The sequence below is a fragment of the Streptomyces sp. NBC_01717 genome, from assembly GCF_036248255.1.
In the GTDB taxonomy this organism is placed as follows: Bacteria; Actinomycetota; Actinomycetes; order Streptomycetales; family Streptomycetaceae; genus Streptomyces.
Genome location: NZ_CP109178.1, coordinates 8,894,010 through 8,909,919, shown reverse-complemented (window position 1 = coordinate 8,909,919; position 15,910 = coordinate 8,894,010). Strand labels below are relative to the sequence as shown.

Genomic DNA, 15,910 nt, shown 5'->3' with positions numbered 1-15,910 from the left:
CCGCCGCACCGGCTCGCACGACAGCAAGGACACCGCGCTCACGTCCCGGACCGGCCACAAGCGCGCTCAGTGATCAGGAAGCAAGTTTGATACCGGCGGCGATCGGGAGGTGGTCGCTGCCGGTGGCCGGCAGGGTCCGAACGCCGGTCACGGTCGCCGAGCGGGTCATGATGTGGTCGATCCGGGAAACGGGGAAGACCGCGGGCCAGCTGAAGGCGAAGTCCCGCGCCGGCGGGTTCATTTGCGAAGTGACGGGGGCCAGCCCGCGATCGTCCACCGTGCTGTTGAAGTCACCGAGCAGGATCACCTTGTCCAGCTTCTCGGCGGCGATGGCCGTGCCCAGCAGTCCGGCGCTCTCGTCCCGCCAACCCGAGTCGAAGCCGGTCAGCCGGACACGGACCGAGGGCAGGTGGACGACGTAGACAGCGATCTCGCCCCACGGCGTACGCGCGGCAGCCCGCAACCCACGGTTCCAGCCCTCTTCGATCCCCTTGGGCTTGATGTCCAACTGACGCACGTCTGCCAGCGGGTACTTCGACCAGAGGCCGACGGTGCCTTCGACGGCGTGGTACGGGTAGTCGGGTGCCAGGGCCTTCTCGTAGAGCGCCAACGCGGGCGGCGTCAGCTCTTCCAGAGCGATGAGCTCCGGCGCCGCCTTGATGAGCGCTTCCACCGTGCCGACAGGAGCGGTGTTCTCGTCACTGACGTTGTGCTGGACCGCCGTGATGTCATGTGCACCGCGGTCCCCGGGGAGGAGCAACGCGCCGAAGAGGTTCGCCCAGACTGCTGCGGGGAGAAGCAGGAACACGAGCGCGGTGGCCGAGCGGCGCAGCAGCGCCAGGACGAGCAGCACCGGGACTGCCAGGCCGAGCCAGGGGAGGAATGCCTCCAGCAAACTGCCCAGGTGGCCCACGGCGTTGGGCACGATCGCGTGGAAGGCCATCAGGCCGGAGGTCAGCACGGCAAGTGAGGCGAGAACACGCCCGCGCGCCCAGGATGACCGGCCCTTGGCGTCCTTGCCCCACCGCCACAGCCTCCGCCACCGGCCGACGTGAATCGGCCGCCACCGGGGCACCGCAGCCCTGGATTCCGACGCCATCGTGCTGGTATCCCGCTTCACCATGTACCACCCATCTGCCTCGGACCCGTCCTCGGCCTGAAGCCATGAGCACGACGTGCCCGATAGGACGCAACAGCTCGGTGATCAGGTTCCGGCCCGGGTAGATGGTGCTGTCCCAGATGGATGTGCGTGCCGGCGATCACCCTGGACGCGGCGGCCGAGGACGGGCTCACCGATCTGCAGGAGAGGACCCGATGTCAACTACTCGTGCCCACACGGGCGGCGAGTCCGGAACGTAATCGGAATCGTCCTCGTCCCACGACCGGGCTGCACGCTGCCGGGGGAACAGACCCAACACGGTCCGGCACGGTGGTGGTGCGGCCGGCCAGGGCGTCTGCCCGTCGGTCAGGACCACGATGACATCCGGCCGGGGCCGCGCTCCGAGCGCCTTGGCGAAGCCTGTGCGCAGATCCGTACCGCCACCGCCCATGGGTACGGGCAACAACTTTCCGTCGAGTGCCGGGCTTGGAGGCCCTGTTCACACAGCCGTGCGGCCGCCGTCGACAGGCAGCACAACGCCGTGCACGAAGCTCGCGGCATCGCCGGCCAGGTACGCGATCGCCTCGGCGATCTCCCCTGGGGAAGCCGGCCGCCCGGCGGGCGCCTGCGCGGCGAGGGCGTCGAGGTCCTCCCCCATGCCCGCCGTTCCCTCGGTCCGGGTCGGACCGGGCTGCACGGCGTTGACGCGGACCCCGCGCGGGCCGTATTCGGCAGCCCAGGCCTTGGTCAGCAGGTTCACGGCGGCCTTGCTCGAGCCGTACAGCGCCGTTCCCGAGAAGCCGCGCGCGGCCGCCATGGTGCTGACGTTGACGATCGCCCCGCTGCCCCGCTCGGCCATCGCCGGCGCGAGTTCCGCCACCAGATAGAAGGGAGCCTTCACGTTCAGCGCGTAGACGGCGTCGAACTCGCTCTCCGATGTCTGCTCGGTCGGCCCGAAGGGGTACACGCCTGCGCCGTTGACCAGGATGTCCACCCGGCCACCACCCAGTTCGACGGCTTGTCGTGCCAACTGCCGGACCGAGCCGGCGTCGAGCAGATCGGCGGCCAAGAAGTCGGCCGTGCCACCACGTTCCCGGATTGTCTCGACGACGGCCTCCCCGCGTACTCTGTCCCGGCCCGCCACCACTACGTGCGCACCGCGCTCGGCGAGCGATTCCGCAGCGACCGCCCCGATGCCGCTGGTCGCCCCGGTCACCAGCGCGACTTTCCCCGTCATCGATGCGGTGGTCACAGCCGCGCCCTTCCTTTCTCGATGCCACGCCGGCTGATCCGCGAGAAACGCCCCGGGGCGGCGAGCGGCTTGTGGTCAGTCGGCTCGCACGATGGTGGCGAGTACGTCGTTGAACGCTTCGGTGGAGGTGGGGTGCTGGTAGACGGCGTCGCGGAGTTCGGCCGCCTTGACGCCGTGCCGCATGGCGAGCGCGACGGTGTTGATGAGTTCCTGCGCGTCGATGCTGAGCAGGGCGGCGCCGAGAATGTCGTCGGTGTCGGCGTCGAGGACGAATTTCATGACGCCGCGGGGGTCTTCGACGATGTAGGCGCGTGGCATGGCGATGATCTCGGCCACCGGCTGGCTGGCGATCTTCACCCGGAGTCCGGCCGCGCGGGCCTCCTTCTCGGTCAGACCGACGGTCGCCAGCGGCGGGGTCATGAACAGCGTGTGCGGGATGGCCACCCGGTCCGCCGTGGAGCGCTTGCCTTCACCGATGAGCTGATCGAGGACGATGCGGCTGTCGTCGAGGGAGATGTAGGTGAACTGCGGACCGCCGTTGACGTCGCCGAGGGCGTAGATGTGCGGCTGGCTGGTGCGCAAGAACGCGTCGACCTCGACCGCTCCCCGCTCGGTGGTACGGACCCCGGCCGCCTCCAGGGCGAGGTCGCGGGTGACCGGGGCGCGGCCGGTGGCGGCCAGGATGGCGTCGGCTGCTACGGAGTGCTCGTGGCCGTCCTTGTCGTAGAACACGGTCCCGCCGCCGTCCCCGTCGCGGACCTGGCTCACCTGGGCGCCGGCGATGATCTCGATGCCCTCGTCGGTGAGGATGTCCTGGGCGACGGCGGCGACGTCGTCGTCGACACGACCGAGGATCTTCGGAGATGCCTCGAGCACGGTCACCTGTGAGCCGAACCGTCGGTAGATCGCGGCGAACTCCAGGCCGAGGTATCCGCCGCCGATGATGGTCAGTCGTTCCGGCAGGACGGTGGTCTCGATCAGTTCGGTGCTGGTGACGGTGTACTGGCTGTCACGCAGGCCAGGAATGTCGCGGATGATCGGCTCGGAGCCGGTATTGATCAAGATGGTGTCGGCGGTGACCGTAAGGCGTTCGCGGCCTGCCTGGACCGCGACGGTGTGCGGGTCGACAAACGCGGCTTGACCGGTGAGGACCGTGACGGTCTCCATGCCGCTCAGCCCTTCGTAGTTACCGTCGCGCATCATCTTGGTCACCGCTTGGACCTTGGTGACGGAACGCTCGTACCACTCCTGCGCAGCATCCTCCGGCCGGCGCTTGCCGGCGTGGTGGACCAGCGCCTTCGTCGGCACGCACCCCACGTTGGGACAAGTGCCTCCGTACATCCGGTCCGACCGCTCCACGAGCACGACCCGCTTGCCGAGACGGCCCATCTTCGCGGCCACCGTCTTGCCACCTTTGCCGTAGCCGATGACCAGGACATCAGCGTGGAGACCGTGGTTTGCGCCTTCCATGCTCACTTCCGTTTCCATGGAGATTGGGCGTCAGCTGAGAGGGTCCTGCGTGTGCGCAGCGTCTTCGTCACCTCAACAGCAACACCAACCCCTCGAGGTCGCAACCTGCTTCGGCACCGACCGTCACCGTCAGTGGTCTGCATACAGGTAGGTAGGCTCAGGGGGCCGAGCAGGTGCATGCGGACTTGCGCACGCAGGGACCCGAGGCTTTGTGTGAGTACTGGATGGCTCTCCTGCGCACCGCCGAGGTGGCACCATTCACTTGCTCGCCCCACGCTCATGTCGATGAGCCGAACCCTGGCTTCCACGACGTCGCCGCCGCATCCCTCGACGATGGCGAGCAGAACGCCCGTCACCCGAAAGGCCGAATGACGGGCGGCGGGTGACTGCGGCCAGTTGGAACTCCTCACCGACGGTCAGTTGCTGAGGAGACAACCGGCCGCCGACCGTCACGGGTGTTACGTGCCTCTCCCGGCGAAGGCCGGTGCTGGAGCGGTCCGAGATGCGTCAGCTCTGCTCGGTCCGAGTGAGGAGTCCCCGCGTGAAGTCCACGTCCTTGCCCGCAACGATCGCCAGGTGGGGCGGCTGTGTTCCCGTCGGGCGGTCAGTCGAGCCAACGGCCGTCGCGCATGAGGTCGCGTCCCAGCAGCTCGTTCGCCTCCCGCCAGGCCTGGAGGCGCCGCGGCCGGATCAGGAAGTACTGGTAGGGCTCGTCGAGCTCGCGCGGATCGAAACCGGTCTTGGTCGCGAAGGCGTCGCCCGTCTCCGGACCGAGGTCGGCGATGTCCACCCGCTCGGCGATGCCGTCCACGACGACGACGTCACGTGTCGGCCCGAGGCTGAGTCGCACCCGGCCTTCCGCCAGCAGATTGCGGCCGGTGACCGAGGCGCGCGGCGTCGAGATGAGGAACGTGGTCCCGTCCCAGAGGTACGAGAGCGGGATGAGGTGGACGCCGCCCGGGGAGCTCGACGTCGCGACCCAGACATCGACGTCGCTCTCCAGTTTCGCGCGGGTGTCCCGCAGCCTCTCCTCAAGCCCACGTGGCGGCGCGCCCGTCATGCTTCCTCCAGTCACTTCGTGGGAAGCCCTTCCTCCAGGGGAGTGGCTCCTCGGTCGTCCGCCGATTCACCCGGCGGCCGTCTCGTGATCGGCGGCCAGGGAGGACAGGCGGCAGCGGCACATCAGGTCGTAGGTGTCAGCGATGCGGCCTCCCACGCGAACCCGTCCGGGTCGGTGAAGGGCCCGGCGTCGCCGCCGATCATGAGCCGGTGCGATCCGGTGCCTTCGGGAGCGACGCCGACGTCCTTGGCCAGGGCACGACGCCTGTACAGGGCCAGCTTGACGGGACTCGGCCCAGCAGCGAACTCGACGTACATGCGGCTGAAGCTCTTCGCCACGGCAAGGCCGCGCTCGACGTAGAACCGCTTGCTCGCGACCACGTCCTCGACTCCCAGCAGGAGCACGATCTCGTCGATCCGCCGGGTGTCCGGACCGGTGTCCTTCTTCGCCGAGGTGGCGACCTTCCAGATCGTCCCGTCCGGGGCTCGTACGACACCGCCGTAGCCCCAGAACGACTTCGCGGCAGGCTTCAGCGGCGTCGCGCCGGCGTCGAGGGCGGCGTCGATGAGGTTGTTCACGGTGGCCGGCTGGGACACCGTGAGCGCCAGCGTGAACCCGCGGAAGCCGGTTGTGGGTGCCTCCGAGGCGCGCAGACGAATCTGCGTGTCCAAGCCGAAGGCTGTGGTGTAGAAGCGATCGGCGGCCGAGGGGTCGGCCACGTCGAGGGTTACGGATGCGATGGATGCCATGGCCATCACGCTAGTTGCGGCTCGACGGCCGGCGCTTCTTGATTCCTGACCGGTCTTGTCACCTGTTTTGCAACACACGGCGGCATCCCCGCCACAGCGCCCGTTGCGCGGCGTCGGTAGGCGCTGGGCGGCATGCCGACCAGCTCGGTGAAGCGGGTGCTGAACGTGCCCAGCGATGAGCAGCCGACCGCGAAGCAGACCTCGGTGACGCTGAGGTCGCCACGACGCAGTAGCGCCGTCGCACGCTCGATGCGACGCGTCATCAGGTACGTGTACGGAGACTCGCCGTACGCCAGCTTGAAGTGGCGGCTGAGGTGCCCGGCCGACATGTTCACGCCGCGGGCGAGCGCCTCGACGTTCAGCGGCTGCGCGTACTCGCGGTCGATCCGGTCGCGGACGCGGCGCAGTCGCGCGAGGTCGCTCAGGCGATGCGCCGCGGTGCGTGCGCGCCCCCACGAGGGGTGACACATGGGAGAACTCCTTTTCGTCGATGTCCGCGAGCACCTGGGTCTCAAGCCGCGGCAGACGGCGAGGTGCTCGGTGGCGATGACCGACTTGCCGGAATCGACGAGCCGGTCGAGCAGACCGAGCGGCGGCGGGACGGAGGCCGGGGGTCGGCTCAGGCTCTGGGACAGGCGGGCGCCCGGGGATGGTTCGGGGACAGCGGCCCGGGAGCACCGGCCGCCGCATACTTCATAGGTGGTCGCGACGTCGGCCTCCATGGCCGAATCGATGACCGGACGGCTCAGCGAAGCTCCTGGATGCGGACCAGGTTTCCCGCGGGATCACGGAAGGCACAGTCGCGGATGCCGTACGGCTGCTCGGTCGGCTCCTGCACGACCTCGGCGTCGCCGGCCTGCACCTTCTCGAAAGTGCCGTCGAGGTCCCGGGTGGCAAGCAGGATCCAGCCGTAGGTGCCCTTGGCCATCATCTCGGCGATGGTGCGGCGCTCGTCCTCGGTGACCCCAGGGTCGGCAGCCGGCGGCGCCAGAAGGATGGATGTGTCGGGCTGGCCGACGGGGCCGACCGTGATCCAGCGCATCTTGCCCTGCCCGAAGTCGCTGCGGACCTCGAAGCCGAGGGTGTCGCGGTAGAAGGCCAGGGACGCGTCCGGGTCGTCATGCGGGAGGAAGCTTGTGTGAATGGTGATGTCCATGACGGTCATGCTAGGTGCGGCTCCGTGACCCGCGCTTCTCGATTCCTGACCGGTCCGGCCACCTGTTTCGCCACACGAAGTCGCATCCCGGCGCCGCACGGATCGCCTGGGACCACGTCGCCCAGGATCTCCGCAACCGTCTCCACCTCTGACGGCAGCAAACGGCCCCGATGCAACAGCCCGAGCCCGTGAGCCCAGCTCCCCGCAGCTTCGAAGTGCGTGATGCGCCCGACGCTGATGTACGCGCCAGGGCCCTGGAATTCGCCGTCCGGACCAGGGCCCTGTGAGTGTCCCAGGCGTGGTGCCCCCGCGGACCTCCGTCCGGGAGGTGGCCGGTGTGTGCGCGGGCTGCGTGCCGCCACTTCGGGGGCGGGGGGTGGCGGCACGCAGCGGTTCCGGGAGGGGGTCGGCTGTCAGTGGCGGGTGGGGGTCAGGTCAGCGGCGGTGTCCGCGGTCGTTGGTGCGGTGGTCGCGGTCGCGGCCCCAGGACTTGGTGTCGACGGTCCGGCCGTGGTTGTCGCGCAGGGTGGCCTTGTCGGAGTAGTTGCTCCAGATGTAGTCGGTGCGGCGGTCCTGGTAGACGTTGGCGCGGGTGTCGTGGCCGCGTCCGGTGTGGATGCGGACGGTGGCCCGGGCGCCCAGGCGGAGGTCGTCGAAGCGGTAACGGTTGCCGTCCCGGTTCGAGAGTGTCCATCCGTCCAGGTTCACCGGCCGGTAGCCGGTGTTGGTGACCTCGACCCATTCCCCGTTCAGTGAACGGTTGGAGTGGTCGTCACGGCCCGGGCTGTTGTACTGGATGCTGCCGAGCACCACACGGGAGTACGTCTGGTGGTGACGGTCACGGTTGTGGCCGTTGTCGGCGGATGCCGGCATCGCCACGACGGCGACAAGGGAACCGGCCGCCAGACCGGTAGCGACGAGACGACGGACAGTACGAGAAGCAGACACGTGATGTCCCCTCAAGTAGAGGCGCCCAGGCCCAGGTCGGAGCCATGTTGCGCGGTGCGGGTCCCGGCTCAACAAGCCGAGGACCCACACTCTGAACCACCCGTCCGCCTGTCGGCGCAAGCTTCAGCCTGCGTTACAAAATGCGGATATTTCCGTAACCGATGACTGTACCGATCACAGACCCCGCACGGGCGTGCCCCTGACATTCACTGGGCACGGCAACCATCCCGGCCACCCGCGGCAACAAGCCCTTTCCGGCGCCTCCGCACGCCGTGGCACACCACCCCGCGCTCCGCCACCGGTGTCACGTAAATCGGGTAACAGGCACAATGCCTCACACTTCGGAGAATTACGTCCCTCAGCCCGCTGAGCGTGTACTGCCGCTGTTCAAGCGAGTGCACCCGGAGGACGAACAACGACGAACGGCAATCAAAGCTTGCCGGGAACGGCTCGCAACGGGCTTCTTCCGTATGGCTGATATCCGAGGAGCCGCGCACGCAGGTGTGGGGTTCGCGCGGTCAGGGGTCCTGTCGTACCCGACCGGACCGGGCACAGAATGTCGGGTCAGGCAGGGTGATTCCTTCCTAACGTGAGCGATCGAAAGGGAAGGAGGCCAGGGTGCTGGAGCGGCTGAACCAGGCCATGGAGCACATCGAGTGTCACCTCGATCAGCGGATCGAGGTGTCCGACCTGGCGCGGATCGCGGCGACGTCGGAGTACCACTTCCGGCGGCTGTTCTCCGCGCTGGCGGGGATTCCACTGTCGGAGTACATCCGGCGCAGGCGGCTTACGGTCGCGGGTGCCGAGGTGCTGGCCGGGGAGCGGACGCTGCTGGAGGTCGCGGTGCGGTACGGCTACACCTCGGGGGAGGCGTTCGCGCGTGCTTTCCGCGCGATGCACGGCGTAGGTCCCGGCGAGGTCAGGCGGGTCGGTGCGAGTCTGCAGTCCCAGCCACGGATGTCCTTCCGCCTCATCGTCGAAGGGAGCAGCAGCATGCGGTACAAGGTCGTGGAGAAGGAGGAATTCCGTGTGGTCGGCAGAAAGGCGCGCGTCCCTCTCGTGCACGAGGGGGTGAACCCGGCCATCGCCGCCTTCATCCGGGCCATCGACCAGGAGACGCTGCAGCGCATCAAGAGCCTGTCCGATCAGGAGCCGAAGGGGATCGTCTCGGTGAGCGACAATCTGGACGACAGCCGCGCCGAGGGGACCGAGCTCGACTACTACCACGGCGTGGTGACCCTCGCCGCCGTGCCCGAGGGCATGGACGCGCTCACCGTCCCGGCCGGGACGTGGGCCGTCTTCGAGAGCTCCGGGCCGTTTCCGCAGGCGCTCCAGTACCTGTGGAGGGACGTGTTCACGCAGTGGTTCCCGTCCAATCCGTACCGGAGCCGGCCGGGGCCCGAGATCCTGCGTACCCGGCTGTCGCAGGACGCGTCACAGGCGGACGCGGAGCTGTGGATCCCCGTGGAGCGGACGGCGGTCTGAGAGGTAGCGCGCGGCGGCCCTGGGCCGCCGCGCGCCGCTGACGCTGATCGAACTCGTGGAACGATCCCGGGATAGCTCGAGACGATCTGATGAACGGGCAAAGCGCTCTGCCGCAGCGGCTGTTGCCGCAGACAGCGGTCGACTGCCGAAGGCGCCCGGCCTCGGAACTCAGCGACATCTCGACGTCATCAGACCGACGTCTGCTCTCCAGAAAGCGATCGACAACAGCTCTCGACTGTCGCCTACTACAGCGCGTTGCCCTTCTCCAGGTCGGCCTGCAGGTCATGGCCCGGAGCAGCCTCTGAGGTGTTGCGCCTATTGGTGACGCGCTTGCCGAGCAGGGTGAAGAGGAGGATCAGGCCGACGGTGAGGACCGTATGGCCAAGGCCAGCGATCCAAGAGACCGCCTCGGGGACGGGGTGGCCGAGGACGGTCTGCGTACCGCGGAAGATCATGGAGCCCACGGTGATGGCGATGCCGGCGTTGTAGAAGACGAAAAAATAGGTGAAGTGCCGGCCGCCGGACAGGGTGAACAGCTTGTCGAGCGCGAGGACGATGAGGAAGGCCAACATACCGAGGGCCAGCAAATGGGTGTGGACTACCGATAGTTGGGTCTCCCCGTCGAACCCGTTGTGTTTGGTGAGTTCACGGTAGTAGAGCCCGGAAACGACGCCCAGGATCATGTAGACATGGGCCGCGTGCAGCGATGCCCGGATGGTCATGGCTCCCCCTCGAAAGTGTCTCCCGTACGGGGGCGAAGATATCCGCCGAGGGCGAGGTTGTGGAGTGAGCGATGCCTAGCATTGCGTGGTGAGCGCCACCAACAGGCCGCCGCCGATGCGACGGCTGGGGTGTGTCATCTCCCGGTCCCGGACGAGGCGTTGAAGGAGATCAGGGAGACGCTGGGGTTCGTCTGCAGGAGGAACTCCACCAGGCTCAGTTGCTCAGCTACTGCTGGACGCGGGCAGTCCGCGGGAAACGAGATGCCGAGCGGCAGGCTCGTCAGCCACGGCAGTTGCGATGCGCCGGTCTCCTCCAGTACCTCACGGGCCGCAGCATCTGCTCCGAGCAGGCAGGCCCCTTGGCGGTCAGCCACTTCAAATCCGGCGTCGGCCAGTCGCGTTGACGACAACCCCTCGATCCTCGCGCTTTCACGAGCGGGCTTGTCCGGCTCTTGATCAAATACGTGGAGAGTATTGCTGACCTGCAACGATGTGACCTTTCCAGGGTCCTGTCCGCTGCAAGGAAAGAAGCACTCTCCAGGTGAACAAGCGTATCGGGTCGTATCCGCATGTCCGCGTCCAGGGGGACGGGGGTGCAGTGGTCTCGCAGGCTGGTGGGGTGCTGCTGGTGGAGACCGCCCGCAAGGCCGGTCTGGACACGGCGATACCGGCGGCGCCGGCACCGTGGCGCAAGCCGCGTGCGGTGCACGATCCGTGCAAGGTCCTGCTGGACCTCGCGGGAGATGGCGACGCGCTCGACGGCGTTCGGACCTTGCCGACAGGGGAGAGAACCTTTGGTTCCGCGGCTGCATCCGTAGGCTGATGAGACATCCACCTGGGCCGGCGACGCGTACCGCCGTACGCGGCACGCCGCCACTTCGCGAGAAGCTTGTCAGTTCCAGCGGACGGCAAAAAACAAAGGCAGAGAGATCTCTCTCCCCGCCACTCCTAACGTATAGCGCACTGGGGGGCTTGCGGCAAGACCCAGGTGGTGGCGCAAAATCGTCGGCCGAGGCCACAACCTGCGGAAATGGGGACACGACGTGCGTGTGTTGTCGACGTATCGGGGACGAGGTGACGTTGAACCAGTGGTGGGACCGGCAGTGCGGTCACGAGTGCTCGGGGCGGTTGTGCGGGTGTGCGCGCCGACCGACCGGGCGGAGCGGTCGGCCGACTCGTCAGAGAGAGGGCGGTCAGAGACGAGGAGGTGCCTGACGAGAGGTTCGACAGAGCTGGGGGCGCCGGTGATTCGATCGGCCAGTGCAGTGCAGCGGGACACGGCTGCCTCGGAGGTGTCGCGATGATCGAGCAGTACGTGTGGGATCTTCAAGAGGTCGACGAGACGCAGGTCGCATTCGTCGGCGGAAAGGGCGCTCACCTGGGCGGGCTGTCACGGATCGAAGGCATTCGCGTGCCCACTGGTTTCTGCGTGACGACGGACGCCTTCCGGCGGATCATGGCGGAAGCACCGTCGATCGACGATCGGCTCGATCAGTTGTCGCGCCTGAACCCGGACGACCGGGAGGCGATCTGCACGCTCAGCGCCCAGATTCGTCGGGCCATCGAAGGGATCGCCATCCCGGACGATCTCGCGGCGGCGATCACCCGCGCTCTCGCCCGGCTCGGCGAGCAGGCCGCTTATGCCGTCCGATCCAGCGCCACGGCAGAGGACCTGCCGACGGCCTCCTTCGCCGGCCAGCAGGACACGTATTTGAACGTCGTGGGGCCGGCTGCGATCCTCCAGCACGTCAGCCGGTGCTGGGCCTCGCTGTTCACCGAGCGGGCCGTGACCTACCGTCAGCGGAACGGCATCGATCACCGTACGGTCCACATGGCCGTGGTGGTCCAGCAGATGGTCTTCCCGCATGCGGCCGGCATCCTGTTCACGGCCGACCCCGTCACAGGCAACCGGAAGGTCGCCACCGTGGACGCCGGCTTCGGCCTCGGCGAGGCCCTGATCTCCGGCCTGGTGAACCCGGACGTCTTCAAGGTGCGACACGGCGAAGTCGTCGCGAAGGCGATCGCGGCCAAACAGCATGCCGTTCGCGCCCTGCCGGCCGGCGGTACGCAGGAAGTGGCGATCGACTCGCAGCGGCAGGAGCAGCCGGCGCTGACGGATGCGCAGGTCGTGCGGCTCGTGCAGCTCGGGCGGCGGATCGAAGCGCACTTCGGCAGCCCGCAGGACATCGAATGGTGCCTGGTCGATGATGGCTTCCAAATCGTTCAGAGCCGGCCGATCACGACGCTGTTCCCCATCCCCGCGACCGGCGACCAGGAGAATCACGTCTACGTCTCGGTTGGCCATGGGCAGATGATGACCGACCCCATGAAGCCCCTGGGGCTCTCCATGTGGCAGCTGACGGCCATGGTGCCGATGCACGAGGCCGGCGGGAGGCTGTTCGTCGACGTCACCCGGCGCCTGGCCTCGCCCGCGAGCCGCGCCGGTCTTCTGGACGTCATGGGGAGAGGCGATCCGCTGATCAGGGACGCTCTGGAGACCGTCCTCGACCACGACGATTTCGTCCCGTCGCTCCCGGACGCGGGTCCCGGCGGGCCGCCGGCCGGCGGCGCGTCCGCCTCGATCGAGACCGATCCGGCCATCGTCACCGAGTTGATCGAGCGCCGCCAGGTGTCCATCGCCGCCCTGGAGCGCGACATCCGGTCGAAGACCGGACCGGCGCTGTTCGACTACCTGCTGGAGGCCTTCGAGGAGCACAAGCGAGTCCTCAGTGATCCGCTGAACCTTCAGGCGATCATGGCGGGGATGGAGGCCACGTGGTGGCTCAACGACAAGCTGCAGGAGTGGCTGGGCGAGAAGAACGCGGCTGACACACTCACGCTGTCCGCCCCCGACAACGTCACGTCGGAGATGGGCCTGGCGTTGCTCGATGTCGCGGACGTGATCCGCCCGCAGCCGGAGGTGGTGGCGTTCCTGCAGGGCGTCGAGGACGAGGGTTTCCTGGACGAGCTGACGAAGCTCGCCGGCGGGACCGAAGCGCGAGACGCCATCGAGTCCTACCTCGACCGGTACGGCATGCGCTGCGTCGGCGAGATCGACATCACGAGACCGCGTTGGCGCGAGCGCCCCACCACGCTCGTGCCCGTGATCCTCGACAACGTCAGGATCTTCGAGCCGGGCGCCGCCGAGCGGCGCTTCGAGGAAGGCCGGCAGAAGGCGCAGAAGAAGGAACAGGACGTGCTGTCACGCTTGCGGGCCCTGCCGGACGGGGACCAGAAGGCCGACGAGGCCAAGCGGATGATCGACCGGGTCCGAACCTTCATCGGGTACCGGGAGTACCCGAAGTACGGAATCGTCAGCCGCTACTTCGTCTACAAGCAGGCCCTGCTGGAGGAGGCCGAGCGCCTCGTGCAGGCCAACGTGCTTCCTGAGAAGGAGGACATCTTCTATCTCACGTTCCAGGAGTTCCACCACGTCGTGCGCTCGAACCAGGTGGATGACCAGCTCATCCAGCAGCGCAAGGACGCGTTCCGGTCGTACCACGCGCTCACACCACCCCGGGTCCTCACATCGGATGGCGAGGCCGTCACCGGGGCGTACCGGCGCGACGATGTGCCGGCCGGCGCCCTGATCGGCCTCCCGGTCTCCGCCGGGACCATCGAGGGGAGGGCCCGCGTCATCCTTGACATGGCGGAGGCCGATCTCGAAGCGGGCGACATCCTGGTCACGACCTTCACGGACCCCAGTTGGTCGCCGCTGTTCGTCGGAATCGCGGGCCTGGTGACAGAGGTGGGCGGCCTGATGACCCATGGCGCAGTGATCGCCCGGGAGTACGGCTTGCCGGCCGTCGTGGGCGTCGAGCAGGCCACTCGGCTGATCCGGGACGGGCAGCGGATCCGTGTGCACGGAACCGACGGGTACATCGAGATCCTGGCTTGACCGACCACACCGAGAAGGCCCATCCCGTAGCGTCCGGCCAGAACAACGCCAAGCACGACCCGATACTGTTCTTCACCTGCGAAGGTGCCCCCTCCGCTACCACGTACAGGACCCTGAGCGAGTCCTATCGTTGCAGCTCAGAGGCGCTTTCTGCTTTCTCGACCAGCCTCAACCGGCGAGTCGGGGGGATGAGTTGTGGGGGTGCCTGAGGGCAAGGAGGTCGCGTGCGGTCATCGTGTCCGCGGCCCTCATATGGGGCGCCGCCTCGGAACAGCGGTGCTGGCGCTCCAGGACGCGGGCGAGCGCGAGGTGGGCAGAGGGGTGGGCGGGCTCGGCGCGCAGCACTTGGCGCAGCTCCGCCTCGGCCAGGGAAAGCTGCGCCGTGTAGTAGTACGAACGGGCGAGGAGCATGCGGAGGTCCAGGTTGCGGGGCGCCGAGGCAACCAGGTCCTTGAGAACCCGGGAAGCCGCGCGGTAACGCTGGGATTCGAAGAGACGGCTCGCGTATTGCCGCCGCTCGTTCCAGCTCACTCCCTGTATGCCGACCATCACATTCTCCGTTCACTGCACGAGCATGCGTTCTGCGGTGCAGGCACCTGGCGCCCACGGCGTTCCGGGGCGCGAGGGCCGATCGGCCCTACTGGTGGATGAAACTTCATTGAAGTTTGAATCATTCCCATGCAGTTTTCGCCGAAGGGAAGGAAACCCGGTCGGCGGTGCCGCGGGGCGACTCGCCCTCCGCCGGCCTCGAGGAGACCGGGGCACGTGCGGGGTCGACGGCCTCGGTGCGACAAGGGCCGGGAAGGCGATGGTTTCCGTGGGAGCGGGCGCGGCTCAGCAGGCAGTGATCGAGCGGTCCGAGCATCCGGTTGAACACTGCCGCAGAGAGCACGGACAGGGCGCCGTCCGCCGTCGTACAACCAACCACGGGTGTCAGTGGTCTTTCTCGCGCCCGGACAAGATCCGGCTCATCGTTTTCGGAGAAACATGCGTATTCGTTCCACCGCGGCCGCTGCCGTCGGCGCTCTGGCACTGCTCTCGTTCCTGACGCCGGCCGCGCATGCCGACGCACAGAAGGGCGACACCGTCTTCACGTCGCTGTCCTTCAGCAAGCAGACAGTCAACGCCGGAGTCAGCACGGCGCAGACGCTGACCGTCACCGCCGTCGCCAAGGACGGGTCCGGGATCAAGGACATCTACGGTTCCAAGCTGGTCAGCGCTGACAGCCGGATCATCCACGCAGGCTCCGCCGACTGCACCCGCCCCACGTCCACCACCAGGAAGTGCGTCCTCAAGTTCACCCTGGACGCCGACCGCACCGACTACTACGACCTCAAGAACAGCTCGGCCGGCACCTGGCATTTCACTGCCGAGGCCGCCGCCAATGACGGCGACTTCTACGACCTCGAGGACAGCGCGCCGGTCAAGGTGAAGCGTTACGCCAAGCTCGCCGACACCCGGGCCTCCCCCGAACCGGTCGCCAAGGGCGGCACGCTCACCGTGACCGGGACGCTCACCCGGGCCAACTGGGACACCAACGCCTACGCCGGGTACAGCGGCCAGACCGTGGCCCTTCAGTACAAGAAGTCCGGCTCCTCCACCTACACCACGGTCAAGAAGGTGACCACCGACAGCGGCGGCAAGCTCAGGACGACGGTCACCGCGAATTCCGCCGGTACCTGGCGCTGGGCGTTCGCCGGCACAAGCACGACGAGCACCGCAACCGCCTACGGCGACAGCGTCGCCCTGAAGTAGGCCATACCCGCCCAGGCCCTGTCCTTGGAACATCCGCGGGACAGGGCCCGCAGGCGCAGATCCACGCTGCCTTCGACCAACGTTCAGGGCGTCACATACGGAGCGGCGCCTCAGCCGCCACGCGCTGGGACTCCTCATCGCCCGTCGCGACGGTCTCGACACCTCGGCGCCGGCAGTGCCTCCTCGCACCCGGCGAGCGTATCGGGCCGCAGTCGCCGGCGGGCAAACGGTGCGCAGGAGATCGTTCACCCGATCTTCATGCCCCTTGTGGGATGCGGTACGCCGGATGCATCTTGGCGTGAGCATGCTCTGTCTG

15 protein-coding genes and 2 pseudogenes are annotated in these 15,910 nt (G+C 67.7%); 5 read left to right on the top strand and 12 right to left on the bottom strand.

Features of this window, described 5'->3' with window-relative positions:
• Positions 1 to 73: 73 nt before the first annotated feature.
• The 9 genes and pseudogenes from OHB49_RS40290 to OHB49_RS40250 form a co-directional block, all read right to left on the bottom strand.
• Positions 74 to 1,099: an endonuclease/exonuclease/phosphatase family protein gene (locus OHB49_RS40290; protein WP_443079618.1), complete on the bottom strand. Its 1,026-nt coding sequence runs from the start codon at positions 1,097 to 1,099 to the stop codon at positions 74 to 76.
• Between the two features lie 190 nt (positions 1,100 to 1,289).
• Positions 1,290 to 1,550, bottom strand: a pseudogene (locus tag OHB49_RS40285) (DUF2201 family putative metallopeptidase); the annotation flags it as partial.
• A gap of 48 nt (positions 1,551 to 1,598) precedes the next feature.
• On the bottom strand, positions 1,599 to 2,336 hold the full coding sequence (locus OHB49_RS40280; RefSeq protein WP_329166791.1) for an SDR family NAD(P)-dependent oxidoreductase: 738 nt from the start codon (positions 2,334 to 2,336) through the stop codon (positions 1,599 to 1,601).
• A gap of 90 nt (positions 2,337 to 2,426) precedes the next feature.
• Positions 2,427 to 3,821, bottom strand: a complete 1,395-nt coding sequence (locus OHB49_RS40275) for an FAD-dependent oxidoreductase (RefSeq protein ID WP_329165897.1) — start codon at positions 3,819 to 3,821, stop codon at positions 2,427 to 2,429.
• A 604-nt stretch (positions 3,822 to 4,425) separates the two neighbouring features.
• Positions 4,426 to 4,881: a pyridoxamine 5'-phosphate oxidase family protein gene (locus tag OHB49_RS40270; RefSeq protein ID WP_030980429.1), complete on the bottom strand. Its 456-nt coding sequence runs from the start codon at positions 4,879 to 4,881 to the stop codon at positions 4,426 to 4,428.
• A 122-nt stretch (positions 4,882 to 5,003) separates the two neighbouring features.
• Complete coding sequence (locus OHB49_RS40265) at positions 5,004 to 5,630, bottom strand: glyoxalase (protein WP_030980430.1); 627 nt, start codon at positions 5,628 to 5,630, stop codon at positions 5,004 to 5,006.
• Between the two features lie 5 nt (positions 5,631 to 5,635).
• Entirely contained in the window at positions 5,636 to 6,100 is a 465-nt protein-coding gene (locus OHB49_RS40260) for a helix-turn-helix transcriptional regulator (protein WP_329165895.1), read from the bottom strand.
• A 275-nt stretch (positions 6,101 to 6,375) separates the two neighbouring features.
• Positions 6,376 to 6,786, bottom strand: a complete 411-nt coding sequence (locus OHB49_RS40255) for a VOC family protein (RefSeq protein WP_329165894.1) — start codon at positions 6,784 to 6,786, stop codon at positions 6,376 to 6,378.
• 435 nt (positions 6,787 to 7,221) lie between these two features.
• The gene (locus tag OHB49_RS40250; protein ID WP_329158463.1) at positions 7,222 to 7,734 is read right to left on the bottom strand and encodes a lamin tail domain-containing protein; all 513 of its coding nucleotides are present in this window, start codon (positions 7,732 to 7,734) and stop codon (positions 7,222 to 7,224) included.
• Between the two features lie 329 nt (positions 7,735 to 8,063).
• On the opposite strand from OHB49_RS40250, the gene OHB49_RS45960 reads away from it, so the two are divergent.
• Positions 8,064 to 8,327 carry a putative immunity protein gene (locus OHB49_RS45960; protein ID WP_443079617.1) on the top strand — a complete coding sequence of 88 codons (264 nt, stop codon included), beginning with the start codon at positions 8,064 to 8,066 and terminating at the stop codon, positions 8,325 to 8,327.
• Positions 8,328 to 8,352: 25 nt separating this feature from the next.
• Positions 8,353 to 9,219: an AraC family transcriptional regulator gene (locus OHB49_RS40245; RefSeq protein ID WP_329165893.1), complete on the top strand. Its 867-nt coding sequence runs from the start codon at positions 8,353 to 8,355 to the stop codon at positions 9,217 to 9,219.
• A gap of 245 nt (positions 9,220 to 9,464) precedes the next feature.
• On the opposite strand, the gene OHB49_RS40240 is transcribed toward OHB49_RS40245, so the two are convergent.
• On the bottom strand, positions 9,465 to 9,941 hold the full coding sequence (locus OHB49_RS40240) for a DUF2871 domain-containing protein (protein WP_329165892.1): 477 nt from the start codon (positions 9,939 to 9,941) through the stop codon (positions 9,465 to 9,467).
• 134 nt (positions 9,942 to 10,075) lie between these two features.
• The gene (locus OHB49_RS40235; RefSeq protein WP_329165891.1) at positions 10,076 to 10,429 is read right to left on the bottom strand and encodes a hypothetical protein; all 354 of its coding nucleotides are present in this window, start codon (positions 10,427 to 10,429) and stop codon (positions 10,076 to 10,078) included.
• A 53-nt stretch (positions 10,430 to 10,482) separates the two neighbouring features.
• Here OHB49_RS40235 and OHB49_RS40230 point away from each other — a divergent pair.
• Together OHB49_RS40230 and rph are read left to right on the top strand one after the other, a co-directional pair.
• Positions 10,483 to 10,752, top strand: a pseudogene (locus OHB49_RS40230) (IS1380 family transposase); the annotation flags it as partial.
• A 489-nt stretch (positions 10,753 to 11,241) separates the two neighbouring features.
• Positions 11,242 to 13,839: a rifamycin-inactivating phosphotransferase gene (gene rph / locus OHB49_RS40225; RefSeq protein WP_329165889.1), complete on the top strand. Its 2,598-nt coding sequence runs from the start codon at positions 11,242 to 11,244 to the stop codon at positions 13,837 to 13,839.
• A 168-nt stretch (positions 13,840 to 14,007) separates the two neighbouring features.
• Here rph and OHB49_RS40220 read toward each other — a convergent pair whose 3' ends face one another.
• Positions 14,008 to 14,388 (bottom strand): tetratricopeptide repeat protein, encoded by a 381-nt coding sequence (locus OHB49_RS40220; protein WP_329165888.1) that lies wholly within the window; start codon positions 14,386 to 14,388, stop codon positions 14,008 to 14,010.
• Between the two features lie 438 nt (positions 14,389 to 14,826).
• On the opposite strand from OHB49_RS40220, the gene OHB49_RS40215 reads away from it, so the two are divergent.
• Positions 14,827 to 15,594, top strand: a complete 768-nt coding sequence (locus OHB49_RS40215; RefSeq protein WP_329165886.1) for a calcium-binding protein — start codon at positions 14,827 to 14,829, stop codon at positions 15,592 to 15,594.
• The last annotated feature ends 316 nt before the right edge of the window (positions 15,595 to 15,910 follow it).

Excerpts from the sequence above, each read along its gene's own strand:
- OHB49_RS40290 (WP_443079618.1), bottom strand. The coding sequence starts at position 1,099 with ATGGCGTCGGAATCCAGGGCTGCGGTGCCCCGGTGGCGGCCGATTCAC.
- OHB49_RS40280 (WP_329166791.1), bottom strand. The coding sequence starts at position 2,336 with ATGACGGGGAAAGTCGCGCTGGTGACCGGGGCGACCAGCGGCATCGGG.
- OHB49_RS40275 (WP_329165897.1), bottom strand. The coding sequence starts at position 3,821 with ATGGAAGGCGCAAACCACGGTCTCCACGCTGATGTCCTGGTCATCGGC.
- OHB49_RS40270 (WP_030980429.1), bottom strand. The coding sequence starts at position 4,881 with ATGACGGGCGCGCCGCCACGTGGGCTTGAGGAGAGGCTGCGGGACACC.
- OHB49_RS40265 (WP_030980430.1), bottom strand. The coding sequence starts at position 5,630 with ATGGCATCCATCGCATCCGTAACCCTCGACGTGGCCGACCCCTCGGCC.
- OHB49_RS40260 (WP_329165895.1), bottom strand. The coding sequence starts at position 6,100 with ATGTGTCACCCCTCGTGGGGGCGCGCACGCACCGCGGCGCATCGCCTG.
- OHB49_RS40255 (WP_329165894.1), bottom strand. The coding sequence starts at position 6,786 with ATGGACATCACCATTCACACAAGCTTCCTCCCGCATGACGACCCGGAC.
- OHB49_RS45960 (WP_443079617.1), top strand. The coding sequence starts at position 8,064 with ATGCCTCACACTTCGGAGAATTACGTCCCTCAGCCCGCTGAGCGTGTA.
- OHB49_RS40240 (WP_329165892.1), bottom strand. The coding sequence starts at position 9,941 with ATGACCATCCGGGCATCGCTGCACGCGGCCCATGTCTACATGATCCTG.
- rph (WP_329165889.1), top strand. The coding sequence starts at position 11,242 with ATGATCGAGCAGTACGTGTGGGATCTTCAAGAGGTCGACGAGACGCAG.
- OHB49_RS40220 (WP_329165888.1), bottom strand. The coding sequence starts at position 14,388 with ATGGTCGGCATACAGGGAGTGAGCTGGAACGAGCGGCGGCAATACGCG.
- OHB49_RS40215 (WP_329165886.1), top strand. The coding sequence starts at position 14,827 with ATGCGTATTCGTTCCACCGCGGCCGCTGCCGTCGGCGCTCTGGCACTG.